This window comes from Arthrobacter sp. P1_B3 (assembly GCF_056406615.1).
In genome coordinates this window covers 62631-87209 of record NZ_JBFTZV010000019.1, presented here as the reverse complement: position 1 = coordinate 87209, position 24579 = coordinate 62631, and the positions used below count along the sequence as shown (strand labels likewise).

Sequence of the window (24579 nt, the reverse complement as noted above, 5' to 3'; positions counted from 1 at the left end):
GGTGCCGCACCCCTGGAGCCCGCCATGAACCCCCAGCTTTTCCTCGCCTTCCTGGTTGTCGCCGTCGCACTGGCATGCACCCCCGGCGTCGACTGGGCCTATTCGATCGCGGCCGGGCTCAGGCAGCGCAGCTTCGCACCCGCCGTCGCCGGGCTCTGCGGCGGCTACGCTGTCCACACGGCGCTCCTGGTGCTGGGACTGGCGGCATTGCTGGCCGGGATGCCCGGCGTGCTCGGCTGGCTGACGGCCGCGGGCGCCCTCTACCTGCTCTGGCTGGGCTTCAGCACCCTACGGTCCTGGCGTGGCGCCAGCTTCAGCACCGGCACGGCTGCCTCCGGTGCGGCCGCGCCGGCGAGCCAGTTCCGGATCTTCCTCCAGGGCATGGGCATCAGCGGGATCAATCCCAAGGGCCTGTTGTTCTTCGTGGCCTTGGTGCCGCAGTTCGTCAGCCCTGACGCCGCGTTGCCGGTTCCGGTCCAGTCGGGGCTTCTCGGGCTGACTTTCGTCCTGCTCGTGGGCGTCATCTACAGCTGCGTGGCACTCCTGGCGCGGAAATTGCTGCAGGCCAGGCCGGGCGCAGCACGCCAGGTGACGCTGGCCAGCGGAATCATCATGCTGATCCTGGGCGCCCTGCTGCTCGGCGAACAGATCGTGCCCGCCGTCAGCGCAGCCATGAACCGAGCGTGACGGCAGGAATCCCGGCTACTTGCGCTGCATGTACCACTCGGTGAAGGACGACGCGCGGCCGTCCGCGGTCAACTGGATGACCCACAGGTTGTCGTAGCTTCGGCTGTTGCCCCGGTAGGTTGTCAGGCCCTGCACGAACGCCCGGCCGCCGTCGACCCCCAGCAGCTTCCACTCAAACGTCCAGTCATCCGGCTCATCGCGCCCGGCAAGCCAGTGCTCGACAATATCGTCCCGGCCCCGCCACGGTTCGGCTTCCTGGGGGCTGGTTGCATAGACGGCATCCTCGGTGAACAGGGCCCGGATGTCCTCGGGATCGTTCGTCGTCCACGCCGTGATGTAGTGCTGCATCCAGCGCTCCACCGCATCTCTCATGCCTCGGTTGTACTCCCCGCCAAAGGGGCCCGCAAGAGTAGTCGATACGTGTATTTGGCCACGATCGGGCGCGGAACATTGTCAGTGGTCGTCAGTGCGACCGTATTCGCGGTCCCAGAGTTCGTGCATTTCCGCGTCCTTGCGGATGGCCTTCACGGCCTCCAGCTGAGCCGGTTTGTGGCGCTGCCATTCCCGGGACCCGAGGGTTTTGCGGCCCGCGTCCAGGAGGAGCAGGGCAGTGTCCGTCAGCGCGTCACTGCGGAGGGTGAAGTCTGTCTTCCTGCGCCGCAGGACTTCCTGCAGGGCTGAACGGGAAGCGGTGTAGGCTCCGAGCCTGCGCAGGGAACGCGCGCGGACCAGCAGCAGCGCGGCGGCCAGATCGTCCGCGTTCAGCAGCCCCTCGGTCTCCGCCACTACGTCAACGTCGCGTCCCAGCTCAGCCTCAAGAGAACAGCGGGCCAGGGCCAGCGGCAGCGACGGCGGCAGGCCGGCAAGTGCCGCAAGCGCCGCCTCCGCCTGGCCGGTCTCGCGCAGTGAATGTGACAGGGCCAGGAACACGGCCTCCTCGCTGAAGAGCACCGGAACCTCGATCCGCTCCGCCACCTCCACCCTCGTGACGACGCCGGCTAGGTACGCGGCGGCATAGCGGTTGGCGTCCTCGTCGTTCCGCAGGCTCAGGCCATGCTGCAGCAGCTCGGACGCGCGCAGATGCCCGCCGTGGGAGTACGCCAGCAGCCCGGCCATGAGGTAACAGACTCCGGCCCAGCCGGGGTAGGCGCGGGCCAGGGTGATCAGGCGGTCCGGATCGGTGCTGCCGAAGACGGCGGAGTGCACGGCTTTCAGTCTCTTGGCGGACGCCCGGCCTCCCACCCTGCCCAGGCGGGGCACCCCACCCTCGGCGGCCAGCGTCCCTGGGGCCCGGCCCGCCATGAGTCCGGTCACCACTGAGCCCACGTTGCCGGCCAGGCCGCGGACGGGCGTCCGGACCACTGCCTTGCGGAAGGGCGTCAGGTCGCGGGTGTCCGTGTACGGCCTGCGCTGGTGGTCGGGAATTTGGTCGTCGGGAATTTGGCCGATGGGAATGCGGCCGTCGGGAATGCGGGGGGCGGATTCGCCAGGTCTGGCGCTCATGCCCCCATGGTAGTAGGCTCCGGCGGGCCGCTGCTAGGCGGCCGCAGCCACCCAGAGGCCGATCACCCAAGTGCTCGCGGCGAGGCACGCGAGGCCGAATTCCACGATCATGCCAAAGCCCGTGGCCTTCAGCGCGGCCCAGCTCGAGGCCACCGCCGTGCCGAACACGCGGGTGCGCTGCAGCTCGCTGAGCAGGAGTCCGGCGGCGAAGCCCACGAAGAGCCCCACCACGGGGATGATGAACATGCCGGCCACGCCCAGCACCAGGCCCACCACCACGGAACGGCTGGGGATGCTGTGCTCTTTTAGCTTCCGGCCGGTCAGGACGGCGCTGGCGGCCATGCCGGCCAGGACGAACACCAGTCCGATCCCAAAGACCACCCAGCCGGTGGTTCCGGCGCCGCCCCACAGTGCCCAGGCCAGCAGGCTCGCCCCGATCAGCATGCTGCCGGGCAGGACGGGAATGATGGTCCCGGCCACGCCCACCAGGATGGCGAGGCCGCAGAGCACAGTCACCAGAGTCTCGGGGTTCATTTGCCCAGTCTAGGCGGGGAACGGACCCCACCAGGTTCGCCAACGGCGGCGCTCCCCCAAGGGCAGCGCCGCCGTCACCGTGTGGGCCGCAGTGTGCGGATCTACTCGGCTTCGACCGCCGCGGCGACTGCAGCGGAGACTGCGGGGGCCACGCGCGGATCCAGCGGGCTGGGCACGATGTAGTCCGCGGAAAGGTCGTCCTCGGCCAGTTCTGCGATGGCCCGGGCCGCGGCGAGCTTCATGGCCGGCGTGATCCGGCGGGCGCCGGCGTCGAGGGCGCCGCGGAAAATGCCGGGGAACGCCAGGACGTTGTTGATCTGGTTCGGGAAGTCGCTGCGCCCGGTGGCGACCACAGCCGCGTACTTGCTCGCGACCTCCGGCAGGACTTCCGGGTCCGGATTGGACAGGGCGAACACGATCGAGCTGTGGTTCATCAGCTTCAAGTGCTCTTCGTCCAGCTTTGCGGAGGAGACACCGACGAATACGTCGGCCCCGAGCAGCGCCTCACCCGGTCCGCCGACCACTCCGCGCGGATTGCTGCGGGCTGCGAGCTGGGCCTTCTTGCTTGCCGGATCGGCGGCGATGTCCGCGCGGTCCTTGCTGATCGTGCCGCGGGAGTCCAGGAGGACGACGTCGCCGATCCCGGCCGTCAGCAGGATTTCGGCGACGGCGATCCCGGCCGCCCCGGCACCGGAGACCACCACGCGCAGGCTGTCGAGCGTCCTACCTGTCACCTTGGCGGCATTGGTCAGGGCGGCGAGGACCACGACGGCGGTGCCGTGCTGGTCATCGTGCATGACCGGGCAGTCCAGTGCCTCGATGAGTTTTTCCTCGAGTTCGAAGCAGCGGGGCGCGGCGATGTCCTCGAGGTTGACGGCGCCGAAGCTGGGGCGGAGCCGGACAAGTGTCTCGATGATTTCATCGACGTCGGTGGTGTTGAGGACCAGCGGGATGGAGTCGAGTTCTCCGAAGGCCTTGAAGAGCGCGGACTTGCCCTCCATCACGGGCAGCGAGGCGCTGGCGCCGATGTTGCCCAGACCCAGCACGGCCGTGCCGTCGCTGACCACCACCACAAGGCGCTGGGCCCACGTGAGCGTCTTGGCGAGCTCCGGGTTGGCGTGGATGGCGCGGCTGACCTGGGCGACGCCGGGCGTGTAGGCAATGGAGAGATCGCGCTTGCTGGCGAGCGGGACGGTGCTGGAAATCGAAAGCTTGCCGCCCTCGTGGGATGCGAAGATTTCCTCGTCGCTGAGCACGGCTACTGCCTCAGCCGGGGAGGTGGAATCGGCGGGAATGATCGTTTCAGTGGACACGTCGTTGTCTCCTGGGACTCACCGTGGGCGCACGGCTCATGGAAGCTCAAGCAGGGGTGCTCAAGTTGGTCTGGCTGGGGCGGCGGCGACCAGAGGTGGCGGTCGCCGGTGGAGCCCCCCGATTTGCTGGCGTCAGCCGAATCCGGTCCAGCAATCGTAAACAAGGCATCGTGCCGGTTACGCCGCGCGGCAGACGTGATGCGCCGTGATGAAACGTTTCCCCACAGCTTTAAGTGACCCACATCACGCGCAAGAGGGACTTTTTCGGGTCAATGGTCTAGACCGGTTACGCGGCTTGCGGGGTTCGCTGCAGAAGCGAGCAGGCCTTCTTCAGGTCCCCCTCCGCTTCGAAGAGGGACAGCCGGCGGCAGCGGACGGCCTGGACCAGTCCCGTAACCGTCAGCAGCAGCACCCGGGCCACTGCGGCGTCGCCGCACGCTGCCGTCACTGCCTTCTCGGCTGTCGCATCGATCTCACGGAGCAGCCGCGTGGTGTCGGTGTCCTTGACGTAGACCGCGCGGTTAAGCGCCTGCTCCACGGCGGGCTGCATCAGGCGCATATGGAAGATCTCCATCACCACTCCGGCGAGGGCCTGGGCCGCCACTTTTCCCGCCTCCGGCGAACTCGCCGCGAGCAGTTCGCCCAATTGTTTGCGGTATAGCGCCAGAACCAGCTGGGTGGAGGACGGGAAATAGCGGTACAGCGTCCCCAGCGGCACGTCCGCTTTGGCGGCCACCTCGGAAAGGACCACGGATTCCAGGCCCTTGCGGGCAAACCCCGCGGCAACGTCAAGGATCCGCACGTACCGGAGCCGTTGCCGGGGCAGAGTAGGGGGAGGGGCCATCGGTGGAAGATCTGAGTGTAAATCAGGCATCAGCAGCGTTCCGGGGGGTCGTTTTTCTCGGCAGCCGGGCGCGATCCGCCCACCGCGCTGCCGCGGCAATTCCCGTCCACTATACGCCACGAAACCGGGCGTCCGGCTAGTCGGCCGGGGCCCCGGAAGCCCCTTGAGCGGGGACCCGCGGCTCAGTCCACGCCCTTGATCTTCACCACGAACACGGCGCCGAGAAGCCCAATCACGGCGGCCGCGACATACAGCGCAACATAGCCGCCCCAGAGGGCCACAAAGGGATACGCGATCAGCGGGGCAAGCACTTGCGGCAGTGAATTGGCGATGTTGATGACGCCCAGGTCCTTGCCCCGGTTCAGGGCAGTGGGCAGCACTTGGGTGATGAGGGCGAAGTCCACCGCGAGATAGCAGCCGAAGCCGATGCCGAGCACAGACGCGCCTATCAGCGCGCCCGGCCAGGTGGGGGCGAACGCAAGAATGAGGGAGGCCGCTGCGATCACTGCGGAGGAGATGACGACCAGCGGCTTCCGGCGGCCCATCCGGTCGCTCACCCGGCCGCCGATCACGCTGGTGACGATCACCATGACCGCATACAGGCCCGTGAGGATCAGGACGCCAAACTCGGGCTCGATGCCCTGGGTTTCGCGGACCCGGACGGCGTCGTTGAGGAAGAACAGCAGGTAGAGGGTGACCATGTGGTTGCCGATGTTCACCAGCAGCCGCGTCAGCCAGGCCCAGGCAAAATCCGGGTGGCGGGCCGGGGAAATCCAAAAGCCCCGCACAAAACCGGCCAGGCCGAACCGCGGACGGGCCTGCGCGGGCAGAGGAATGTCGTCGTTCTTGAAGTAATAGAGCACGACGCCGGCCAGCAGCGCCACCGCGCACACCACGTATCCGGCGGCGAAGTTTCCCGTGACGGCGGCGGCGATCACCGCGCCGATGAGTATCCCGACCGTCTGGCCCATGGCGGCCAGTCCACCCACCGTGCCGCGCTGCGGGACCGGCACCCGGTCCGGGATGGCGGCGGTGATGGCGGCGTAGGCACCGTTGCAGCCGGCCTGCACGAGGCACCAGAGCAGCGTCATGATGGCGACGTTCGGCGCCCCGGCCAGCGCGATAAGGGCTGCGGCGCCAAGGACCGCCCCGAACAGCACCCACGGCACGCGGCGGCCCATCCGGGAGGTGGTGCGGTCGCTGAAGGCGCCGAAGAGGGGGTTGGCCACGAGCGATACCGCGGCGCCGGCGCCCGTCACAAGGGCGAGGATGGCTTCCTTGTCCCCTTCACTGAACGCGGCCGCCTGTTGGCCGAGCAGCACCTGGATCGGGCCGAAGAACGCCGCATTGATGCCCAGGTTGACCAGGACCACGCCGGCGGTCCAGACCGGGCGGACACGCCGTTCCGGCTCGGCAAGCGCCGCCGACGTCGGAGCTGCGCTCGGTAGGTCGGACAAGCTCATGTGGTTCCCCCCGGAACTGGCGACTCAGGCTGATGATCTGTCTGGGGCCAGACTATCGTGGGGATCAAGATCCGCCGTCTACGTTTCAGCCAGGGAGAACCAGTGAACGCATCCGCCGTCAACACCGCCGACCTCTACGATGAGCGCGGCGAGGAGCTCAGCTCCTTGGCCATGCAGTTCCAGTCCCTCGGCGGCCGGTCGCACTTCAGCGGGCCGGTCCGGACCATTCGGTGCTTCGAGGACAACGCGCTGGTCAAGTCGGTGCTGGCCACTGCCGGCAACGGCTCCGTGCTGGTGGTCGACGGCGCCGGCTCCCTCCGCACGGCGTTGATGGGGGACATGATCGCGGCGAGTGCCGTCGCAAACGGCTGGGCCGGCGTCGTTATCAACGGCGCCATTCGGGACCGGCTCGCTATCGCGGGGCTGCCGCTCGGGGTCAAGGCGCTGGGCAGCAACCCGCGCAAGAGCGCCAAGGAAGGCGCCGGGGCCATCGACGTGCCCCTGGAGATCGACGGCGTGGCCATCCGCCCCGGTGCGATGATCTGGTGCGACCCGGACGGAATCCTGGTCGAACGCTGAGGCTTTCTTCTCTGAGGTCATTTTTCGCAGGGAGGTAGTGGCGGGAACATTTGAGCCAGTAACATAGTTACTGAAAGCAACTATCCGCTTGATCCCCACCCTTCACCTTGGAGCAGTCATGTCCAAAGCCACCTCCGCGCGCGTCGCTGGAGAGGTCCTGACCCACCGTCAGACCATCACCGTCATGGTGGGACTCATGCTCGGCATGTTCCTGTCCTCGCTGGACCAGACGATCGTGTCCACCTCGATCTACACGATCGCCAACGACCTCGACGGCCTTTCCCTGCAGGCCTGGGCCACCACCGCGTACCTCATCACCTCCACGGTGAGCACGCCGCTTTACGGCAAGCTCAGCGACATCTTCGGACGCCGCCCGTTGTACCTCATCGCCATCCTGATCTTCCTCGTCGGCTCGCTCTACGCCGGCTCGGTCCACTCCATGACGGAGCTCGCCATCGCCCGCGGCATCCAGGGCATGGGCGCCGGCGGCCTGCTGGCCCTCGCCCTGACCATCATCGGCGACATCGTGGCACTCAAGGACCGCGCCAAGTACCAGGGCTACTTCATGTCGGTCTTCGGCATCTCCTCGGTCCTGGGCCCCGTGATCGGCGGCGCCTTCGCCGGCACCGAGACCATCCTCGGAATCGACGGCTGGCGCTGGGTGTTCCTGATCAACATCCCGATCGGCCTGGCCGCCCTGACGGTGGTCTTCATGTACCTGCACCTCCCGGCCAAGCATGTGAAGCAGAAGATCGACTACTGGGGCGCGGCCGCCATCACGCTGGCGATCGTTCCGCTCCTTCTCGTCGCCGAACAGGGACGCAGCTGGGGCTGGAGCTCCGCCAACTCCTACCTCTGCTACGGCCTGGGCGTCGTAGGCATCATCGCGTTCCTGCTGGCCGAACGGCATGCCGCCGACTACGCGCTGATCCCGCTCCGGCTGTTCCAGAACATGACGTTCGGCCTGTCCTCGCTGCTGAACTTCATCATCGGCATCGGCATGTTCGGCGCCATCGCAATGCTTCCCATGTACCTGCAGCTAGTCAAGGGCCTGACGCCCACGGAGGCCGGCCTCATGATGATCACCTTCACGGTGGGCATCCTTACGGGCTCCATCACGGCCGGCCGGACCATCTCGGCGTCGGGCACGTACCGGATCTTCCCGATCCTTGGCACGGCGGTCCTGACCGCGGCCGCCGTCGTGATGGGCCTTTCCCTCGGCGTCGACACGCCGCTGTGGGTACCGGGCGCCATCGCCGTGTTCTTCGGTCTGGGCCTGGGCTTCTGCATGCAGCCGCTGACGCTGGCCATGCAGGTCTCCGTTCCGTCGAAGGACATGGGTGTGGGCACCTCCTCCGCCGCGTTCTTCCGCTCCATGGGCGGCGCGGTGGGCACGGCGGTGTTCATCTCGATGCTCTTCAGCCTCGCGGCGGACAAGATCGCCACGGGCATGAAGGACGCCGCGCAGAGTGCGGACTACCTCAAGGTGCTCAAGGACCCGGCCGTGGCGGCAGACCCTGCCAACGCCAAGCTCTACGAGTTCTTCAAAAACGGTGCCAGCAACGATTCGCTGAACGACACCAGCTGGTTGCACACCGCCAACCCGACGCTGACCCGCCCCATCACCGAGGGCTTCGCGCAGTCGATCGACGCCGTCATGCTCACGGCCGCCGTACTGACCGGCATCGCCTTCCTGATCACCTTCGCCCTGCCGAACAAGAAACTCACGGACCCGAAAGTGGCCGCCAGGGAAGTCGCCACGGCCGCAGCCCACTAGGGCGGTTCCGACCGCTGGAACACGAACACGGCAGTACACGTCACGGCAGGCAGTCTTCTGGGCTGCCTGTCGCCGTCGTCTGCCGTAAAACCGGGCCGCCAGACCGGGCCGCCGGACGGGGTGCCCGACGCCGAAAGCCTGCTCTGCGTGACGCCTTCGGTTCCGGCCCGGCAGGCGCAGACGACGGCACCGGCAAAGTGTATGTTTCATCTCACTTTCCGGTGGTTGTGACAGGCGGCACGCCGGGTCCGGTGTAAGACTGGGTAGTTGCGGCGAAGGCCGTGGACCGCGAACTGCCAAGGGAGCCGTATGACCATCACCCAGGACCAGACCGCCGCCAAGATCCCGAAACGGGTCATTTGGCTGGCCGTGGCGGGCGCCGTCGGCGGCTTCCTCTTCGGCTTTGACTCCTCCGTCGTCAACGGCGCCGTCGACGCGATCAAGGACGAATTCGCCCTCAGCGAGGCCGTGACCGGCTTCGCCGTCGCCGTGGCCCTCCTCGGCTGCGCGGCAGGCGCCTACCTGGCCGGCAAGGTAGCCGACCGCTACGGCCGGATCCCGGCCATGAAGCTGGGCGCGCTGCTGTTCCTCGTCAGCGCCATCGGCACCGGGTTCGCGTTCGGCGTCTGGGACCTGATCTTCTGGCGCCTGGTGGGCGGGCTCGGCATCGGCCTGGCCTCCGTGATCGCTCCGGCCTACATTTCCGAGATCTCCCCCCGCCACGTCCGTGGCCGCCTGGCCTCGCTGCAGCAGCTGGCGATCACCACCGGCATCTTCGCTGCCCTCCTCTCCGACGCCCTGTTCGCGACGTCGGCCGGCGGCGCCGACCAGGCCCTCTGGTTTGGTTTGGAAGCGTGGCGATGGATGTTCATGGCCGCCGCCGTCCCCGCCGTCGTTTACGGCTGGATCGCGTACACCCTGCCCGAATCGCCGCGCTTCCTGGTCTTCCAGGGCAAGAACGAGGAAGCCCTCAAGGTCTTCAAGTCGATCGCCCCGAACGAGGACTCGGACCGGCACCTGCGCGACATCAAGAAGGCGATCGACGAGGACAAGCTCGCCGGCCAGAAGGGATCCCTGCGCGGCAAGGCCCTGGGCCTGCAGCCGGTGGTCTGGATCGGCATCATCTTGTCCGTGCTGCAGCAGTTCGTCGGCATCAACGTGATCTTCTACTACTCCACCACCCTGTGGAAGGCCGTGGGCTTCCAGGAAAAGGATTCGCTCACCATCTCCGTGGCCACCGCCATCACCAACATCCTGGTGACGCTCGTCGCGATCGCCCTGGTGGACCGGATCGGCCGCCGTCCCATCATGCTGGCCGGCTCCATCGGCATGGCCCTCTCGCTGGGCACCATGGCCCTCGCTTTCAGCTCGGCCACCGGGTCCGGGGACGCGATCTCGCTGCCCGGCGCGTGGGGTCCGGCCGCGCTGGTCGCCGCCAACGTCTTCGTCATCAGCTTCGGCGCCTCCTGGGGCCCGCTGGTGTGGGTGCTGCTGGGCGAGATCTTCCCGGCCCGCATCCGCGGCCGCGCCCTGGGCCTGGCCGCGGCCGCACAGTGGACCGCCAACTTCGCCATCACCCTGAGCTTCCCCGTCATGGCCGCGGCCTCGCTGCCGTTGACGTACGCCATGTACGCGCTGTTCGCGGCCGCGTCGTTCTTCTTCGTGATGTTCAAGGTGCCGGAGACCAACGGCATGTCCTTGGAACAGGCCGAAACCCTGTTCGTCCCGAAGGGTTCAGCCAAGGAGTCCGCCCAAGACTCCGCGAAGGAGTCCGCCAGGGCCTGAGCCGGCGCCGTGTGAGGTCGCCGCTGCACTCAGCGACGTGAGGTAGCGGCGGCCGCCGAAGACCACGGCAATCGCGGCAACCATGGCCAGCGCGCCGGCGAAGAAGGGCACCTGCGGGCCGAAGTGCTCGCCCAGCTGCGCGGCGGCAAAGGGTGCCAGGGCGCCGCCCATCCAGCGCACGAAGTTGTAGCCGGCGGAGGCCACCGGCCGCGGCGAATCGGAAACGCCCATGGCCAGCTCCGTGTAGATGGTGTTGTTGACGCCTAGGAGCGCACCGGAAATGACCACGAGGACGACGACGGCGGGCACCGAGTGCCCGGCGGCCAGGCCCAGTCCCACGAGGTCCAGCATCAGCAGGACCAGTGTGCCGATGAGGACCCGGACTGCTCCGAAGCGGTTCTGCAGCACGGGGGCGGCAAACACCGAGAAGACAGCGACGGCGACACCCCAGCCGAAGAACACGCCGCCGATTCCGTAGGCGTCCATGCCCAGGATGAAGGGCGTGAAGGCGAGGACGGTGAAGAAGCCGTAATTGTAGAACAGGCCGCTGGCCGCCGTCGTCCGCAGACCCCTGTGACCCAGGGCCAGCAGCGGATCCCGGAGCCGGACCTTCCGCTCGGGCAGCGGGGTCTTGGGCAGCAGCGCAATGAGCGCGATGAAGGCGGAGGCCATCAGCACGGCGGTGCCGAAGAACGGGGCGCGCCACTGCCAACCGCCAAGCAAAGCACCCAGGAGCGGGCCGAGGGAAATTCCCAGGCCAAGGGCGGCCTCGTACAGGATGATCGCCGTGCCGGGACCACCGCTGGCGACGCCGACTATCACCGCCAGTGCCGTGGCCACGAACAAGGCGTTGCCCAGTCCCCAGCCGGCCCGGAAGCCGATGAGCTCAGCCACACTGCCCGACGTGCCGGACAGCGAGGCGAACACGACAATCACCGCCAGGCCAATCAGCAGCGTCCGCTTCCCGCCGATCCGGGAGGAGACGTAGCCGGTGATCAGCATGGCGACGGCGGTGACCAGGAAATAGCTCGTAAAGAGCAGCGAAACCTGGCTCGGGGAGGCGTCCAGGTTTTTGGCGATCGCCGGCAGGATGGGGTCCACCAGCCCGATGCCCATGAAGGCGAACACCGCCGCGAGGGCCGTCGCCCACACCGCCTTGGGCTGTTTGAGCAGCGAGGCCTTCTCGGCCTCGAGGGTAACTTCGGCTGCCGGCAAGGTGTCGGCGGGGTGGCCGTACATGGGGGCACTCCTCAATGATGGGAAGTTCGGTGGAATATCAGGCCTGGAGCGTCGCGTTGATCCTGCCGATGACCGGAAGGGCGGCGGCGAGGGCGGCACGGTCGTCGTCCGAAAGGCACGAGAGGACGCCGGCCATGACGGAGTTGCGGCGCTCATTGGCGGCGGCGACGGCGGCGAGGCCGGCTTCCGTGAGGGTCACGCGGACGGCGCGGGAGTCGTTGGGGTCCGGTTCCCGGCGGGCGAGGCCGGCACGCTCGAGCTTGATGATCTGTTCGGTGGCGCTGGGCACCTTAACGCCGAGGTTTCGGGCGATTTCGCCCACACGCACTCCACTGGCGGAGGAAGCACGGCCGCCTGTTGCGGGTCCGGCGTCCATCAGCATCTTGAGCAGGCTGAGCTGGGCGGCACTGAGTTCGCCGTCGGCATCCAGACGGCGGACGAGGTAGATGCTGTGGCGGAGGGCCTCGCGGAAGTCCTTGGCGAGAGCAAGAAGGCCGGGGTCAGCCGGTTCACTGGCGTTCATAGTTAGGTAGCCTAACAGTTAGGCAACCTAACGGTCAAGGAAGGCGAGTTGCCCTATCACTCTTGGTCGTTAAAACCGGCGAATGGGAACCATAAGTGATAGGGCAACGGAAAACACGCCGACGCCGGAACTCACGTGAGTTCCGGCGTCGGCCCAGCTAGGGCGTTGATCAGACGACGGCCTTGGCCTCCTCGATAAGGGAGGAGACAGCGGCGAAGAGCGGATGGTCCGCTGCCAGGCCGGTGATCGTCTCCGTGGCCTCGTCCGGCGTGGACGCGGAGAGGATTTTCGCCAGCTCCACGGCCTCGGCGTCGGCCGGATCGTTGAAGCGCAGGGCCGCAGCAATCGCCCCGAGCAGCGCTTCGGGGACAATTCCGCGTTCGGCCAGCTCGGCAGCGGGGCCGATGAAGCGTTCGTGCCGGCTGAGTTTGCGCAGCGGGGCGCGGCCCACCCGGTTGACGGTGTCCGGCAGGTGCGGGTTGGAGAAGCGGCCCAGGATCTTCTCCACGTACGCCTCCTGATCCCCGCGGTTGAAGCCGTGCTTGGCCACCAGCAGCTCCTTGGTTTCGTCCAGGACGGCGCGCACGTCGGCTGCGACGTCCTGATCGGCCATGGCCTCGGAAATCTTGCCCAGGCCGGCCTCGAAACCGAAGTAGGCTGCAGCCGCGTGCCCCGTGTTGACGGTGAACAGCTTCCGCTCGATGTACGGCTCCAGATCGTCCACGAAGGTCGCGCCCGGTATCACCGGTTCCTTCCCGGCGAACGGCGTACGGTCGATCACCCATTCATAGAACGTCTCCACCGTGACGTCCAGGCCCTGCCCGGCTTCCTGGTTGGGCACAATCCGGTCCACCGCCGTGTTGGCAAACACGGCGGCAGCGTCCAGGGACCCGGCAGCCGGATCCCACTGGGCAGCAACTTCGGACTTGAGGATGTCGGTCGCGTTGATCGCGTTCTCGCACGCCATCACCTGCAGCGGCGCCAGCCCGGGGGCGCGGGCCGCGATCCCCTTGGCGATCGCAGGCGCCACAAACTTCAGGATGTGCGGCCCGACGGCGGTGGTGACGATGTCCGCCGTGGCGATTTCGGCGACGACGGCGGCTTCCTGGATGCCGGAGTTCAGCGCACGGAAGTTATCGACGGTACGGACGGCGGGATTCTCTCCCACTTCGTGGACCTGGTAGCTGTCCGCGGCGGCCAGCTCGGTGATGAGGGCGTCCGCGACATCGGCGAACACCACCTCATACCCGGCCTCGTGCAGCAGCAGGCCCACGAATCCGCGCCCGATGTTTCCGGCTCCGAAATGAACAGCCTTCACTAGTCGTTGACCTTTCCAAAGAGGGCCAGCACTTCGTCAACCGTGGTGGCCGCCTCAAGCTGGGCCACCTGGGCCTTGTTGGTGAAGACCTTGGCGATCGAGGACAGGATGTGCAGGTGTTCGTTGTTGACGCCGGCCACGCCGACCACGAACTTCACTTCCTTGCCGTTCCAATCAATGCCGTTCGGGTAGCGGATCACCGACACCGCGGACTTCATGATGTGGTCCTTCGCGGCGTTGGTGCCGTGCGGGATCGCAAGGAAGCTGCCCATGTAGGTGGAGACGGATTCCTCCCGTTCGTGCATGGCGTCCACATAACCGGAGTCGACGGCGCCGCGGTCCAGCAGGAGCTGCCCGGCCTCGTCGATCGCGGCGTCCCGCGTGGTGGCGGTGCCGTTGAGGACCACGCTTTCGGCCACCAGGATGCCTGCGGGACCCGTCTCGGCGTCCGGCTCGGCCCCTGCGGGGGTTTCCGGCGTTTCGACGGCGGCAGCAGGGGCCGGGGCGCCGGCCGGGGCCGCTTCGCCGCTCGTGTTGCTTGCCTCGACCAACTCCACGATCTCGTCGTACCGCGGGCTGTTCATGAAGTTGTCCACGGAGACATGCACGGCGCTGGCGGTCGCGGGCTTGGCCCGCTCGGTCAGGTCCTGGTGGGTAATGACGACGTCGTACGTGTCGGTGAGGTTGGCGATGGCGGAGTTCGTGACCTTGACGTCCGGGAAACCGGCGGCCTTGATCTTGTTGCGGAGCACCGAGGCGCCCATCGCACTGGAGCCCATGCCGGCGTCGCACGCAAAGACGATGTTCTTGATCGGGGTTGCGAGGACAGCGACGCCGCTGGCACCCACGCCCTCACCGATCAGGGCCGCGGAAACCGAGCTCTTCTTGCCCTTCAGGGCCTCCATCCGGTGCGTGGCCTGGTCGAGGTCGTCTTCCGCGGGCGCCTTGCTGGCCTTCAGGATCACCGAGGCGATGAGGAAGGACACCGTGGTGGCGAACAGCACGGAGAGCGTCACGCCGACGTAGCTGTCGCGGGCTGTTGAGGCGTAGACCGCGATAATGCTGCCCGGGGCTGCCGGGGACCGGAGTCCGGCGCCGGTGACCACGAGCGTGAAGATGCCGGTCATGCCGCCGCCGATTGCTGCGAAGATCGTCATCGGCTTCATCAGGACGTACGGGAAGTAGATCTCATGGATGCCGCCGACGAACTGGATGACCGCCGCGCCCGGCGCGGACGCCTTGGCCAGACCCTTGCCGAAGATTGAAAAGGCGAGCAGGATGCCGAAGCCCGGACCGGGGTTGGCTTCGAGCAGGAACAGGATGGACTTGCCCTGCTCGAGTGCCTGCTGCGTGCCCAGCGGGGTGAGGATGCCGTGGTTGACGGCGTTGTTGAGGAACAGGACCTTCGCGGGCTCGATGAAGATGCTCGTGAACGGCAGGAGGCCGTTGAGGACGAGGAATTCGACCACGGCGCTGGCACCATTGCTGAATGCCTTCACCACCGGGCCGACCACCAGCATGCCGACGACCGCCATGGCGGCGGCAAGGATGCCTGCCGAGAAGTTGTCGATCAGCATTTCGAAGCCGGGCTTCACGCGGCCTTCCCAGATCTTGTCCAGCTTCATCATGATCCAGGCGGTGAGCGGGCCAAGAATCATGGCGCCGATGAACATCGGGATGTCGGTACCGACGATGACGCCCATGGTGGCCACCGCACCCACCACGCCGCCGCGCACGCCGTAGACCATCCGGCCGCCCGTGTAGCCGATCAGGAGCGGGAGCATGTACGTGATCATCGGCCCCACAAGCTTGCCGAGCTCCGCATTGGGGAAGAAGCCCGCCGGGATGAACAGTGCCGTGATGAAGCCCCAGGCGATGAAGGCGGCGATGTTGGGCATGATCATTCCTGAGAGGAACGTCCCGAATTTCTGGACGTGTACCCGCACGCTGGTGCGTGGTTTCGCAACTGTCTCTGTTGCCATGTGAATTCCTAACCGTCGTTCCCGCTGCTTTGCAGGATGGTCCGATAATTTCGCCGAGCTAGCTGGTGGAGATCCGGTGGAGCCATTCGAGGAAGAGCTTGAGTTCTGAGCTGGAGAGCTGGTCCGAGTGGGACGCCTGGAGTGCTGCGTTCAATGCGATGGCCGCCACAACCACTGAGGATTTTCCGCTGTCAACAGAGCCGTTGTCCCGGGCCTGCTCGGTGGAAACCGCAAAGATCATGGCGTCGCGGGTCATGGAGGAGAGCTCGAGGTTGCGCTCCGGCACCTTTTCCGCGATCAGCATGAGGGTCACGCCCACGTTGGCCGCCAGGATGGACCTGGCCGCCTCTTTGGGCGGGACGTTGAGCTGGCCGGAGACTGCCGCCTTGTTGAGCATCTCCTCCATGAGGGCCTCGGCATCGGCGACGATCGCCGGACGGCTCTCAGGGCGGATATTGCCAAACATGACGAGGTACAGTTCCGGCTGTTTCAGCCCGAACTGGACGTGGTTGTCCCACATCCGGCGGATGTCCTCCAGCGGCTGGCCAGAGGGCGCGAAGTCACGTTCGCCCGCGACATATTCGTCAAAACCTGCTGCGACGACGGCGTCGAACAGCCCTTCCTTGTCACCAAAGTGGTGGTACAGGGTCGGTGCCGTAACACCGGCCAGCTGTGTGATCTGGCGGGTCGAGACTGCGGATCCGCCTGAGTTGGCCAGCAGCTCGGCGGCCGCGCGCAGCAGCCGGGCCTTGGGTGGTAGCTGGCCATCGATACTCATAACCGCTACCCTAGCACCTATAGCAACGCTATATGAACTGCATCACATACAATTTTTGCAGGTGCCGTGGCCCGCCCGTTGACGTAGCCGTCAGCCGCAGGCACAAATGATCCCCAGGGTCAGCGGCACCTGGTTTACCGGCTTAGTGGCCACTGGCCTACGACAGAGAATGAGGACCTTCAGTGCAGAACTTCCCAGGAGTAGGCGTTAGCCCCGGCCGCATCATCGGCACCATCCGGCAGATGCCCAAACCGATCAGCGAACCGCCCGCCGGAGAGCAGCTTCCCGCCGGCGTCACGGCGGAAGACGCGACGGCGGCACTGAAGGCCGCGGCGAAATCCGTCCACGACGAACTCAAGGCCCGCTCCGAGACCGTCACCGGCGACGGCAAGGCCGTCCTCGAGGCCACGGCCCTCATGGCCACCGACACCATGCTGCTCAAATCCGCCGCCAAACTGATCGTCCGCGGCACGTCCGGGCAGCGGGCGATCTGGGAAGCCGGCGCCTCCGTCTCGGAAATGCTGCACAACCTCGGCGGCTACATGGCCGAGCGCGCCACGGACGTCCTGGATGTCCGGTCCCGGATCGTGGCGGAACTGCGCGGAGTTCCCGCGCCGGGAATTCCCGTGTCCTCCGCTCCGTTCATCCTCATCGCCGAGGACCTGGCCCCGGCCGACACCGCCACCCTGGATCCGGAAAAGGTCCTGGCCCTGGTCACCGCCGGCGGCGGACCGCAGTCCCACACCGCGATCATTGCCCGCTCGCTCGGCCTGCCGGCCGTGGTCGCCGCCGTCGGGGTCGACGAACTCGCCGACGGCACGGAGGTGTACGTGGACGGCGCGGCCGGCCTCATCACCGCGAACCCGGATGAGTCCCAGCGGGCGGCAGCAGCCCACTGGGCCGCCACGGCGTCGCTGCTGTCCGCTTTTGACGGGACGGGCACGACGTCGGACGGCCACCTCGTTCCGCTCCTCGCCAACGTCGGCGGCGCCAAGGACGCCGTGGTCGCGGCCGGCCTGAACGCCCAGGGAGTGGGTTTGTTCCGGACCGAGTTCTGTTTCCTCGAGCGGGACACCGAACCGACCGTGGAGGAACAGGCCGCCGCCTACAAGGGCGTCTTCGACGCCTTCCCAGGCAAGAAAGTGGTGCTCCGCACGCTCGACGCCGGCGCGGACAAGCCGCTGCCGTTCCTGACCGACGCCACCGAGCCCAACCCCGCCCTGGGTGTCCGCGGCTACCGGACCGATTTCACCACGCCCGGGGTCCTCGAGCGCCAGCTGCAGGCGATTGCGCAGGCCGAGAAGGCGTCCGAGGCCGATGTCTGGGTGATGGCCCCGATGATTTCCACCGCGGAGGAGGCGGCCCGTTTTGCCTCGCTGTGCGCCACGGCAGGGATCAGGACCCCCGGCGTCATGGTGGAGGTCCCCTCGGCCGCCCTGACGGCAGAGGCCATCCTCCGCGAAGTCGGCTTCGCAAGCCTGGGCACCAACGACCTCACCCAGTACGCCATGGCCGCCGACCGCCAGCTCGGCCCCCTGGCCGCCCTGAACACCCCGTGGCAGCCGGCCGTGCTGCGGCTCGTGGGCCTGACAGTGGAGGGTTCGGCGGCCGAGGGGCACAACAAGCCGGTGGGCGTGTGTGGCGAGGCCGCCGCGGACCCGGCCCTCGCCGTCGTCCTCACGGGGCTGGGCGTCACCACACTGTCCATGACCGCGCGGTCCATCGCGGCCGTCGCCGCCGTGCTGCAGACCGTCACCTTGGCCGAAACGCAGGAGCTGGCCAAGCTGGCCTTGTCGGCGCCGAGCGCAACCGAGGCCCGGGCATGGGTCCGGGCAAAACTGCCGGTCCTGGAGGACCTTGGGCTGTAACCGCTGGTCCGCAGGAGGGGCCGCGGGTGGGCCCACCGGCGGGCCCATCCGCTGCGATGCAGCCGCTAGGATGCACTCATGGCACTGATAGCTCCCCGGGTGACGGCCAGCCTCCCGGCCGAGGACGCGCAGAAACTCCGGTACGCCCTCGACGGCAGCGACGACATCACGGTGTTCGTCGACGGCACCGTCCACCGGCTGCCGCCCGCGGCGCGGGACGCCGTCGTTGATTTGCTGGGCCGCTTCAGCCGCGGCGAGTCCGTGACCGTCAGCAGCGTCGAGGAGATGCTGACGACGTCCCGGGCCGCGGAGCTTGCGGGGATCTCGCACACGTACCTGCGGAACATGACCGATCGCGGCGAGATCCCCGTCGAATACCGCGGAACGCACCGACGGATCCGGCTGGCCGACATCATGGCGTGGCTGGAAACGCAGAAGAAGAATAGTACGGACGCCGGGACACCGGCCGGCCATGATGGCGAGGGCGCCGGTGTTTAAGGAACAGATGCTTCATGAACGGATGCTTCATGAAGCGGTGATAAGGATCAAGCAACGATCCCGCTTCTGGGCGGAAACACTTATATGCCGCGGGTTACGCTTGAATTGTGGGTAAATTCAGAGGGTGGCACATCATGGCAGGGATCGCCGCCATGCTGCTCGCTGGCATCCTCGGAACCGCGATGGGCCTGAACAACACCGCCACTTATTTGGCCAGCGGCGTCGCTTTCGTTGCGGTGTCACTCTGGGTGGACAGCCGGATTTCCCGCCACCGCAGCGCCGTCCGCAAGACCGGTCCCGACGCCGGCCAGGACGCGAAACTGGCCCTCGACGATTCCTCCAAGCGCGAGGGCTGACCCGAGGGCTACAGCGCGCCGCTAGATTCTGGGCCGGCCCGCCCAGCGCCGCGCCTTGAGCGCAGCATGCAGTTCCAACCGCACCATTCCCTTCAACGGGTCCACGCCCAGCAGCTGGCGGATCCGGCCCAGCCGGTTGTAAATGCTGCTCCGGTGCAGGTGCAGCTTGGCCGCGACTTCCTGGACCGAACCGTCGTTGTCGTAGAACAGCTCCAGCACCGGCAGCAGCTCGCGGTTGCGGTCATGGTCCTCGAGGATGCGGAAATACACCGATCCCGCGTCCGCCCAGGCCCCCGCGCCGCCGCCGGCCGAGGCCAGCAGCTGGTAGACGCCGGTGGCCCGGCAGTCGACAAGCTCGCCCAGCTGCGGATCCACTGCCGCGGCCTGGGCCGCCTGCCGTGACTGCCGGTAGGCCTCGGCGAGTTCCCGCGGCTTGGCAAATCCCTCGCTCGTACCCAGGATGATCCGCCGGACCGTGCGCCCGGAACGTTTGGCGAGTTCCAGCTGGTAGTGGACCAGCACCTGGGCGTGGTCCGCGCGTCCTGTGGATTCCTTGAAGAGCACCACCGCGTGGGTCTCGGTACCGGCGCTGAACAGGGCGGCGTCCACGCCGATAGTGGCCTGCAGCGCCGCGGAGCGGTGAATGAGTGTGTCGGCGAAGGGATCCGAGCCCCCGGCCCAGCCGTCCGCGTCCAGGACGGTCACCAGCTGCCAGGGCCCCTTGCCCTGGACCTCTTTCCAGCCCGCCACGGCCGCCGCCGCGTTGGCCTCGCCGGCGCAGGCGGCCAGGAACTCCTGCTCACGGCGGCGGCGGAACTCGGACTCAGCCGTGTTGGAATCCAGCAGCAGGGAGGACAGCTGCTCCAGCTCCGGCGCCACGTCCTGCAGCTGGGTGAGGACGGTCGCGGCACTTGGTTCCTCGGCGTCGAGCTGGACCCACAGGTACCCCACCCGGAAGCCGCGCACCAGCAGCGGCACGCACACGCGGCCCAGCATGCCGAGATCTTCGTTGGCCGGCACGACGACCGGCCGGACCGCCGTCGCAATCCCGTGGGAGAGCTGCCATGCGATGACGTCCACGGGGACCCGCTTGCTGAGCAGGAAGTTCACCCGGACGCGGTCCGCATGCGATTGGTTCGAGCTGTAGGCGAGGAGCAACCCGTCGAGGTCCTCGAGGGAGAGACCGCGGCCCAGCCGCTGCGCCACCTGCTCCACGAGCTGCTCCACGTCCTGCTGCTGCATCCTGCCAGACTACTGCCCCGGCCGGCCGCACTGCGAATGCATCCGCACGGACACGAGCCGACACCTGACGCCCGCCACCTCGACAAATGTCTATCCCCGGATTTGAAAAACCCCGGAATAACGCGGCCAGTGCCCGGCGCCCGGTAGCGGCACCTGTCGCGTGCCTCACAGCGGGATTTATTCTGGAAGTACGAATCCCCCGCTCATCCAGGCCCACAGGCCTACACCCACTGGAGCTATCAAATGATCATCGGCGTACCCAAAGAGATCAAGAACAACGAGTTCCGCGTCGCCATCACCGCGGCCGGCGTCCACGAATTCCGCACCCACGGCCACGTGGTCCTCGTCGAGCGCGGCGCGGGCCTGGGCTCCGGCATCACGGACGAGGAATACGCGATCGCCGGCGCCGAGATCGTCGCCGAAGCCGACGACGTCTGGGGCCGCTCCGACATGGTGATGAAGGTCAAGGAACCGGTCAAGGCCGAATACCACCGCTTCCGCAAGGGCCTGATCCTCTTCACTTACCTGCACCTGGCCGCCGAGCCGGAACTGACCCAGGCGCTCATCAACTCCGGCGTCACCGCCATCGCCTACGAGACCGTCCAGGAAGGCCGGACCCTGCCGCTGCTGGCCCCGATGTCCGAGGTTGCCGGCCGGCTGTCCGTGCAGGTGGGCGCCACCTCCCTGATGGCCCCGGCAGGCGGCAAGGGCGTGCTGCTCGGCGGCGTCCCGGGCGTCCGTCCGGCCAAGGTTGTTGTCCTGGGCGCCGGTGTTGCCGGCACCAACGCCGCCGCCATGGCCCTGGGCCTGGGCGCCGACGTCACCATCCTGGACATCAACATCAACCGTCTCCGCGAACTGGACGCCCAGTACCAGGGCCGCCTGAAGACGGTCGCGTCCAATAAGTACGAGATCGAGAAGTCCGTGGTCGACGCCGACCTCGTCATCGGTTCAGTCCTGATCCCCGGCGCCAAGGCCCCGAAGCTCGTCACCAACGAGCTCGTGTCCCGGATGAAGCCCGGCTCCGTGCTGGTGGACATCGCCGTGGACCAGGGCGGCTGCTTCGAGGACACCCACCCCACCACGCACCAGGAACCGACGTACAAGGTCCACAACACGATCTTCTACTGCGTCGCCAACATGCCCGGCGCCGTCCCGAACACCTCCACGTACGCGCTGACCAACGTCACCCTGCGCTACGCCGTCTCGCTGGCGAACCTGGGCGTCAAGGCTGCGTTCGAGCGCGATGCAGCCCTGGCCGCCGGCCTGAACATCGCCGGTGGCAAGGTTGCGCACCGCTCGGTCTCCGAGGCGCATAACCTGCCCCTCGTCGCCGACTGGCACGAGCTGGTCTCCGCGTAACCAGCTGGTCTCCGCGTAGGCGCCACCGCATCGGCTGCCCCGTAACCGCCCTTTTGGACCCCCAAAACGGCGGTATCGGAGCAGCCGACTGCGTTTAACCCCCGATGGCGCGGAGGGCGTTCACCTGGCCACTGCCGTAGAAGCCGTTGTTGCCCGTGCCGCCCTGGCAGAGCTGCGGTGCACCGTTGGACGCAGACGGGAACGGCGCGTACATCGTGGTGTCGGGGCAGGCCATGCCGTCGGCGGTGGTGGTGATCCGCGCCGAAACGGCTCCCGGGTTGCTCACACCGCCGCTGACCACGAGAGCAGCAACCCCGGCGACGTGCGGGGAGGCCATCGAGGTGCCCTGCAGGTAGCAGTACGCGGCACCGGCGTCGACCACCTTGAGCGATGCGGCGCAGGGTGCGGACGCCGGCCAGGTGGACAGGACTCGACCGTTCACTGCGGCGGGGGTGAGCTGCAGACGGCGGTCTCCGCCGGGGGCCACGACATCGGCAGTGCCGACTCCGTAACTTGAATAGTAGGACTTGTTGCCCTTATTGCCGTTGGCAGTCACACCGATGACGCCCGGCAGTTCGACCGGGACCACGGCACAGGCGTTGGTGATCTCCCGCGATACCGGCGTGGAGTCGTCCGGGCTCATGACGTCCCGGGAGGGGTGGGCGAGGTCGTCCGAGAAATTACCCTGGGCTGCAACGACGGTGGTGCCGCTCTGCTGGGCGAAGCGGATGGCACGGCGTTCGGCCTCCCAGATGGCGCGCTGCTCCGGGTCGTTCTTGCAGTTGAAGAGATACGGGTCCGCGAAGTAGCTGTTGTTCGTGACCTGGATCCCCTTGGCGGCTGCCCACATGAAGGAGCAAACGATAGCCTCGGGGTAGAAGAAGCCGCCGGCGTTGCCGGCCTTGATCCCGGCAATCTTCACGTTGGGCGCCACGCCGACCATGCCGATGCCGTTCTTGGCGGCCGCGATGGTCCCCGCAGTGTGGGTGCCGTGGCCGTTGTCGTCCATCCAGGCGGACGGGGACTGGTCAGGGACGCCGCCGACGCAGGAGACACTCTTGGCAAAGTCGACGTTGGGGGCCAGGTCAGGGTGGGTGTAGTCGAGGCCGGTGTCGATGTCGCCGACCACCACGGAAGCGCTTCCGCCGTTGAGGGTGCGGGCGGCGGGTGCCTGGATCTGGTCCATGTCCCACTGCAGGGCTGACAGGTTATCGCTTCCGGGGGCGGGGGTGCCCGCCGTGACGGGCGCCTGGGCGTCGGTGTTGTCCGCGGCGCTGTCGCCGATGGCGACCCCAAAGGCGGCGGTGGAGGCCGCGCCCTGGACTGCCCCGTCCCGGGCCTTCAGCGCGGAACCGAAACCGACGCGGTCCGACTTCACGATCGCCACCCCGATTTCCGGATAGCTGTGGACCACGGTTCCGCCGGCTGTCGTGACCGACTTCAGCGAGGAATCCGACACACTGTTGGCCTTGTACAGGACCACGTAGTTCTGCATTGAGCCCGTTGGGGCATCGGCTGACGCGGCAGGATATGCCGCACCGGCCAACAAGCCCACTGCAAGGCCTACTGTGCTCAGCGGTGCAATGAGCCTTTTGAGTTTTTGCATCGTGCTGCTCCATTTCTGCCAGGGCGGCAGCACACGATAGCGGCCGGCCGCACTGGATTCGCTCTCCAATCGACCGTCGGCGTCTTTGCCGAAGACCGCTTCCGGGGTTCACCCGAACAAGATAGGTGAAGACCCACGACTTAGACCATAGTGACGCAAGTTACAGTTGTGAAGCCTCATCGGTGGATGAATTTGGCCAGTCCGCGGCTAAGCCAGCTCCCGGGCCTGCTCGATCAGCTGCAGCACCTGAAGCGGGCCCGCTGGGTCGACGGGGACGGGCAGCGCCGAGGCGGCACCACCGTCGGCGATCTTTGCGGCCAGGATCCGGTAGAACTCCGGGTAGGCGCCGCGCTCGTTGGGCAGCCGGTCCAGATGCCCGTCGCGTCCCAGGAGCCCAGCCCAGTCCGGATCTTCCACGCCGTAGTCGGCGTCCAGCGGGCTTCCGCCGGCCACGATGTAGGGCTCCTGCGGGTCCACGCCGTGCTTGGTGAAGCCGCCCTCGCTGCCCAGGATGCGGTAGCGCGGACCTTGCTGGGCGCACAGCATGTTCATCCAGAGGTGGCTGGTTACCCCGGAGCTGTGCCGCAGGGCCACGAAGACGTCGTCGTCAGCCCTCTCGCCGGGCCGCCGGGCCGCCAGTTCAGCGTGGATCACCGTGGCCGGGCCGAAGAGCTGCACGGCCTGGTCCAGCAGGTGGGTGCCGAGGTCAAACAGCACGCCGCCGCCGTCGTCCGCCGTGGCGGCCGCCTTCCACGCCTTGGGGACGTCCGGTGACCACCGCTCGAAGCGGGACTCAAAGCGGGTCACGGTACCGAAGGCTCCCGCGTCCATGAGGGCTTTCACGGTGAGGAAGTCGCCGTCCCAGCGCCGGTTCTGGAACACGGTGAGCACCCGGCCCAGCCGCGCGGCGAGGTCGATGAGTTCCTGCCCCTCGGCGCTGCGCACGGCGAACGGCTTGTCGACGACGACGTCGAGTCCGGCTTCCAGCGCCGCTTTCGCCAGCGGGTAGTGGGTGGCGGGCGGCGTGCCGAGCACCAGCAGGTCCAGTCCGCCGGCGAGCTCCAGGATGTCGGCCGGGGTGTCGACGAGCCTGGCGTCCGGGTAGCTGGACGCGGCGGCGGACTGCCGGCCGGCGTCGGAGGTGGAGATGGCATCCAGCGAATAGGCAGGGTTTGCGGCGATGAAGGGAGCGTGGAAGACGCTGCCCGAGAGGCCGAAACCGGCGACGGCGGTGCGGATAGGCCTGGCTGAATCGTTGCTCATGGTGCCTAGGCTACCGCCCTGCGCGCCTGCAGGACCCGGCAGGTTGCTGCGCGGGCGGC

22 protein-coding genes are annotated in these 24579 nt (G+C 67.4%); 8 read left to right on the top strand and 14 right to left on the bottom strand.

Going from position 1 to position 24579, the window contains the following annotated elements; genetic code table 11:
* The first annotated feature begins 24 nt into the window (after positions 1–24).
* Complete coding sequence (locus AC1D2F_RS18000) at positions 25–687, top strand: LysE family translocator (protein WP_229991983.1); 663 nt, start codon at positions 25–27, stop codon at positions 685–687.
* 15 nt (positions 688–702) lie between these two features.
* On the opposite strand, the gene AC1D2F_RS17995 is transcribed toward AC1D2F_RS18000, so the two are convergent.
* From AC1D2F_RS17995 to AC1D2F_RS17970, 6 genes are all read right to left on the bottom strand, one after another.
* Positions 703–1059 (bottom strand): nuclear transport factor 2 family protein, encoded by a 357-nt coding sequence (locus AC1D2F_RS17995; protein ID WP_229991982.1) that lies wholly within the window; start codon positions 1057–1059, stop codon positions 703–705.
* A gap of 81 nt (positions 1060–1140) precedes the next feature.
* A complete protein-coding gene (locus AC1D2F_RS17990; protein ID WP_229991981.1) occupies positions 1141–2190 on the bottom strand; it encodes a hypothetical protein in 1050 nt (349 codons plus the stop codon).
* Between the two features lie 33 nt (positions 2191–2223).
* Positions 2224–2724: a DUF456 domain-containing protein gene (locus AC1D2F_RS17985; RefSeq protein ID WP_476967321.1), complete on the bottom strand. Its 501-nt coding sequence runs from the start codon at positions 2722–2724 to the stop codon at positions 2224–2226.
* A gap of 101 nt (positions 2725–2825) precedes the next feature.
* Positions 2826–4019, bottom strand: coding sequence for an NAD(P)-dependent malic enzyme (locus tag AC1D2F_RS17980; protein ID WP_414645519.1), 1194 nt, complete (start codon positions 4017–4019; stop codon positions 2826–2828).
* Positions 4020–4323: 304 nt separating this feature from the next.
* Positions 4324–4911 carry a TetR/AcrR family transcriptional regulator gene (locus AC1D2F_RS17975; protein WP_229991978.1) on the bottom strand — a complete coding sequence of 196 codons (588 nt, stop codon included), beginning with the start codon at positions 4909–4911 and terminating at the stop codon, positions 4324–4326.
* A gap of 152 nt (positions 4912–5063) precedes the next feature.
* The gene (locus AC1D2F_RS17970) at positions 5064–6344 is read right to left on the bottom strand and encodes an MFS transporter (RefSeq protein WP_476967320.1); all 1281 of its coding nucleotides are present in this window, start codon (positions 6342–6344) and stop codon (positions 5064–5066) included.
* Between the two features lie 102 nt (positions 6345–6446).
* Between AC1D2F_RS17970 and rraA the strand changes: the two genes are divergently transcribed.
* The 3 genes from rraA to AC1D2F_RS17955 all read left to right on the top strand — a co-directional run bounded on the left by rraA (position 6447) and on the right by AC1D2F_RS17955 (position 10485).
* A complete protein-coding gene (gene rraA, locus AC1D2F_RS17965) occupies positions 6447–6923 on the top strand; it encodes a ribonuclease E activity regulator RraA (RefSeq protein ID WP_476967319.1) in 477 nt (158 codons plus the stop codon).
* Positions 6924–7041: 118 nt separating this feature from the next.
* Complete coding sequence (locus tag AC1D2F_RS17960) at positions 7042–8700, top strand: MDR family MFS transporter (protein WP_476967318.1); 1659 nt, start codon at positions 7042–7044, stop codon at positions 8698–8700.
* A 309-nt stretch (positions 8701–9009) separates the two neighbouring features.
* Entirely contained in the window at positions 9010–10485 is a 1476-nt protein-coding gene (locus tag AC1D2F_RS17955; protein WP_364746529.1) for a sugar porter family MFS transporter, read from the top strand.
* Here the strand turns inward: AC1D2F_RS17955 and AC1D2F_RS17950 are convergent.
* From AC1D2F_RS17950 to AC1D2F_RS17930, 5 genes are all read right to left on the bottom strand, one after another.
* Positions 10435–11724 carry an MFS transporter gene (locus tag AC1D2F_RS17950; RefSeq protein WP_476967317.1) on the bottom strand — a complete coding sequence of 430 codons (1290 nt, stop codon included), beginning with the start codon at positions 11722–11724 and terminating at the stop codon, positions 10435–10437. The two genes, AC1D2F_RS17955 and AC1D2F_RS17950, sit on opposite strands and share 51 nt — an antisense overlap.
* 37 nt (positions 11725–11761) lie before the next feature.
* Entirely contained in the window at positions 11762–12247 is a 486-nt protein-coding gene (locus AC1D2F_RS17945) for a MarR family winged helix-turn-helix transcriptional regulator (protein ID WP_476967316.1), read from the bottom strand.
* A 169-nt stretch (positions 12248–12416) separates the two neighbouring features.
* The gene (locus AC1D2F_RS17940) at positions 12417–13565 is read right to left on the bottom strand and encodes a mannitol-1-phosphate 5-dehydrogenase (RefSeq protein ID WP_476967315.1); all 1149 of its coding nucleotides are present in this window, start codon (positions 13563–13565) and stop codon (positions 12417–12419) included.
* Positions 13565–15547, bottom strand: a complete 1983-nt coding sequence (locus AC1D2F_RS17935; protein ID WP_229991969.1) for a PTS mannitol transporter subunit IICBA — start codon at positions 15545–15547, stop codon at positions 13565–13567. The genes AC1D2F_RS17940 and AC1D2F_RS17935 overlap by 1 nt, the downstream gene beginning before the upstream one ends.
* 58 nt (positions 15548–15605) lie before the next feature.
* A complete protein-coding gene (locus tag AC1D2F_RS17930; RefSeq protein WP_229991968.1) occupies positions 15606–16325 on the bottom strand; it encodes a TetR/AcrR family transcriptional regulator in 720 nt (239 codons plus the stop codon).
* A 182-nt stretch (positions 16326–16507) separates the two neighbouring features.
* Here AC1D2F_RS17930 and ptsP point away from each other — a divergent pair, with 182 nt between their 5' ends.
* From ptsP to AC1D2F_RS17915, 3 genes are all read left to right on the top strand, one after another.
* Complete coding sequence (ptsP, locus tag AC1D2F_RS17925) at positions 16508–18193, top strand: phosphoenolpyruvate--protein phosphotransferase (protein ID WP_476967314.1); 1686 nt, start codon at positions 16508–16510, stop codon at positions 18191–18193.
* A 78-nt stretch (positions 18194–18271) separates the two neighbouring features.
* Positions 18272–18691, top strand: a complete 420-nt coding sequence (locus AC1D2F_RS17920) for a helix-turn-helix domain-containing protein (RefSeq protein ID WP_476967313.1) — start codon at positions 18272–18274, stop codon at positions 18689–18691.
* A 107-nt stretch (positions 18692–18798) separates the two neighbouring features.
* Positions 18799–19047: a hypothetical protein gene (locus AC1D2F_RS17915; RefSeq protein ID WP_476967312.1), complete on the top strand. Its 249-nt coding sequence runs from the start codon at positions 18799–18801 to the stop codon at positions 19045–19047.
* A gap of 21 nt (positions 19048–19068) precedes the next feature.
* Here AC1D2F_RS17915 and AC1D2F_RS17910 read toward each other — a convergent pair whose 3' ends face one another.
* Positions 19069–20289: a PucR family transcriptional regulator gene (locus AC1D2F_RS17910; RefSeq protein ID WP_229991962.1), complete on the bottom strand. Its 1221-nt coding sequence runs from the start codon at positions 20287–20289 to the stop codon at positions 19069–19071.
* A gap of 243 nt (positions 20290–20532) precedes the next feature.
* Between AC1D2F_RS17910 and ald the strand changes: the two genes are divergently transcribed.
* Positions 20533–21651, top strand: a complete 1119-nt coding sequence (ald, locus tag AC1D2F_RS17905) for an alanine dehydrogenase (protein WP_229991960.1) — start codon at positions 20533–20535, stop codon at positions 21649–21651.
* Positions 21652–21745: 94 nt separating this feature from the next.
* Here ald and AC1D2F_RS17900 read toward each other — a convergent pair whose 3' ends face one another.
* Together AC1D2F_RS17900 and AC1D2F_RS17895 are read right to left on the bottom strand one after the other, a co-directional pair.
* Positions 21746–23257 (bottom strand): S8 family serine peptidase, encoded by a 1512-nt coding sequence (locus tag AC1D2F_RS17900; protein ID WP_476967311.1) that lies wholly within the window; start codon positions 23255–23257, stop codon positions 21746–21748.
* Positions 23258–23464: 207 nt separating this feature from the next.
* Complete coding sequence (locus AC1D2F_RS17895; RefSeq protein ID WP_364746539.1) at positions 23465–24520, bottom strand: Gfo/Idh/MocA family protein; 1056 nt, start codon at positions 24518–24520, stop codon at positions 23465–23467.
* Positions 24521–24579: the final 59 nt, after the last annotated feature.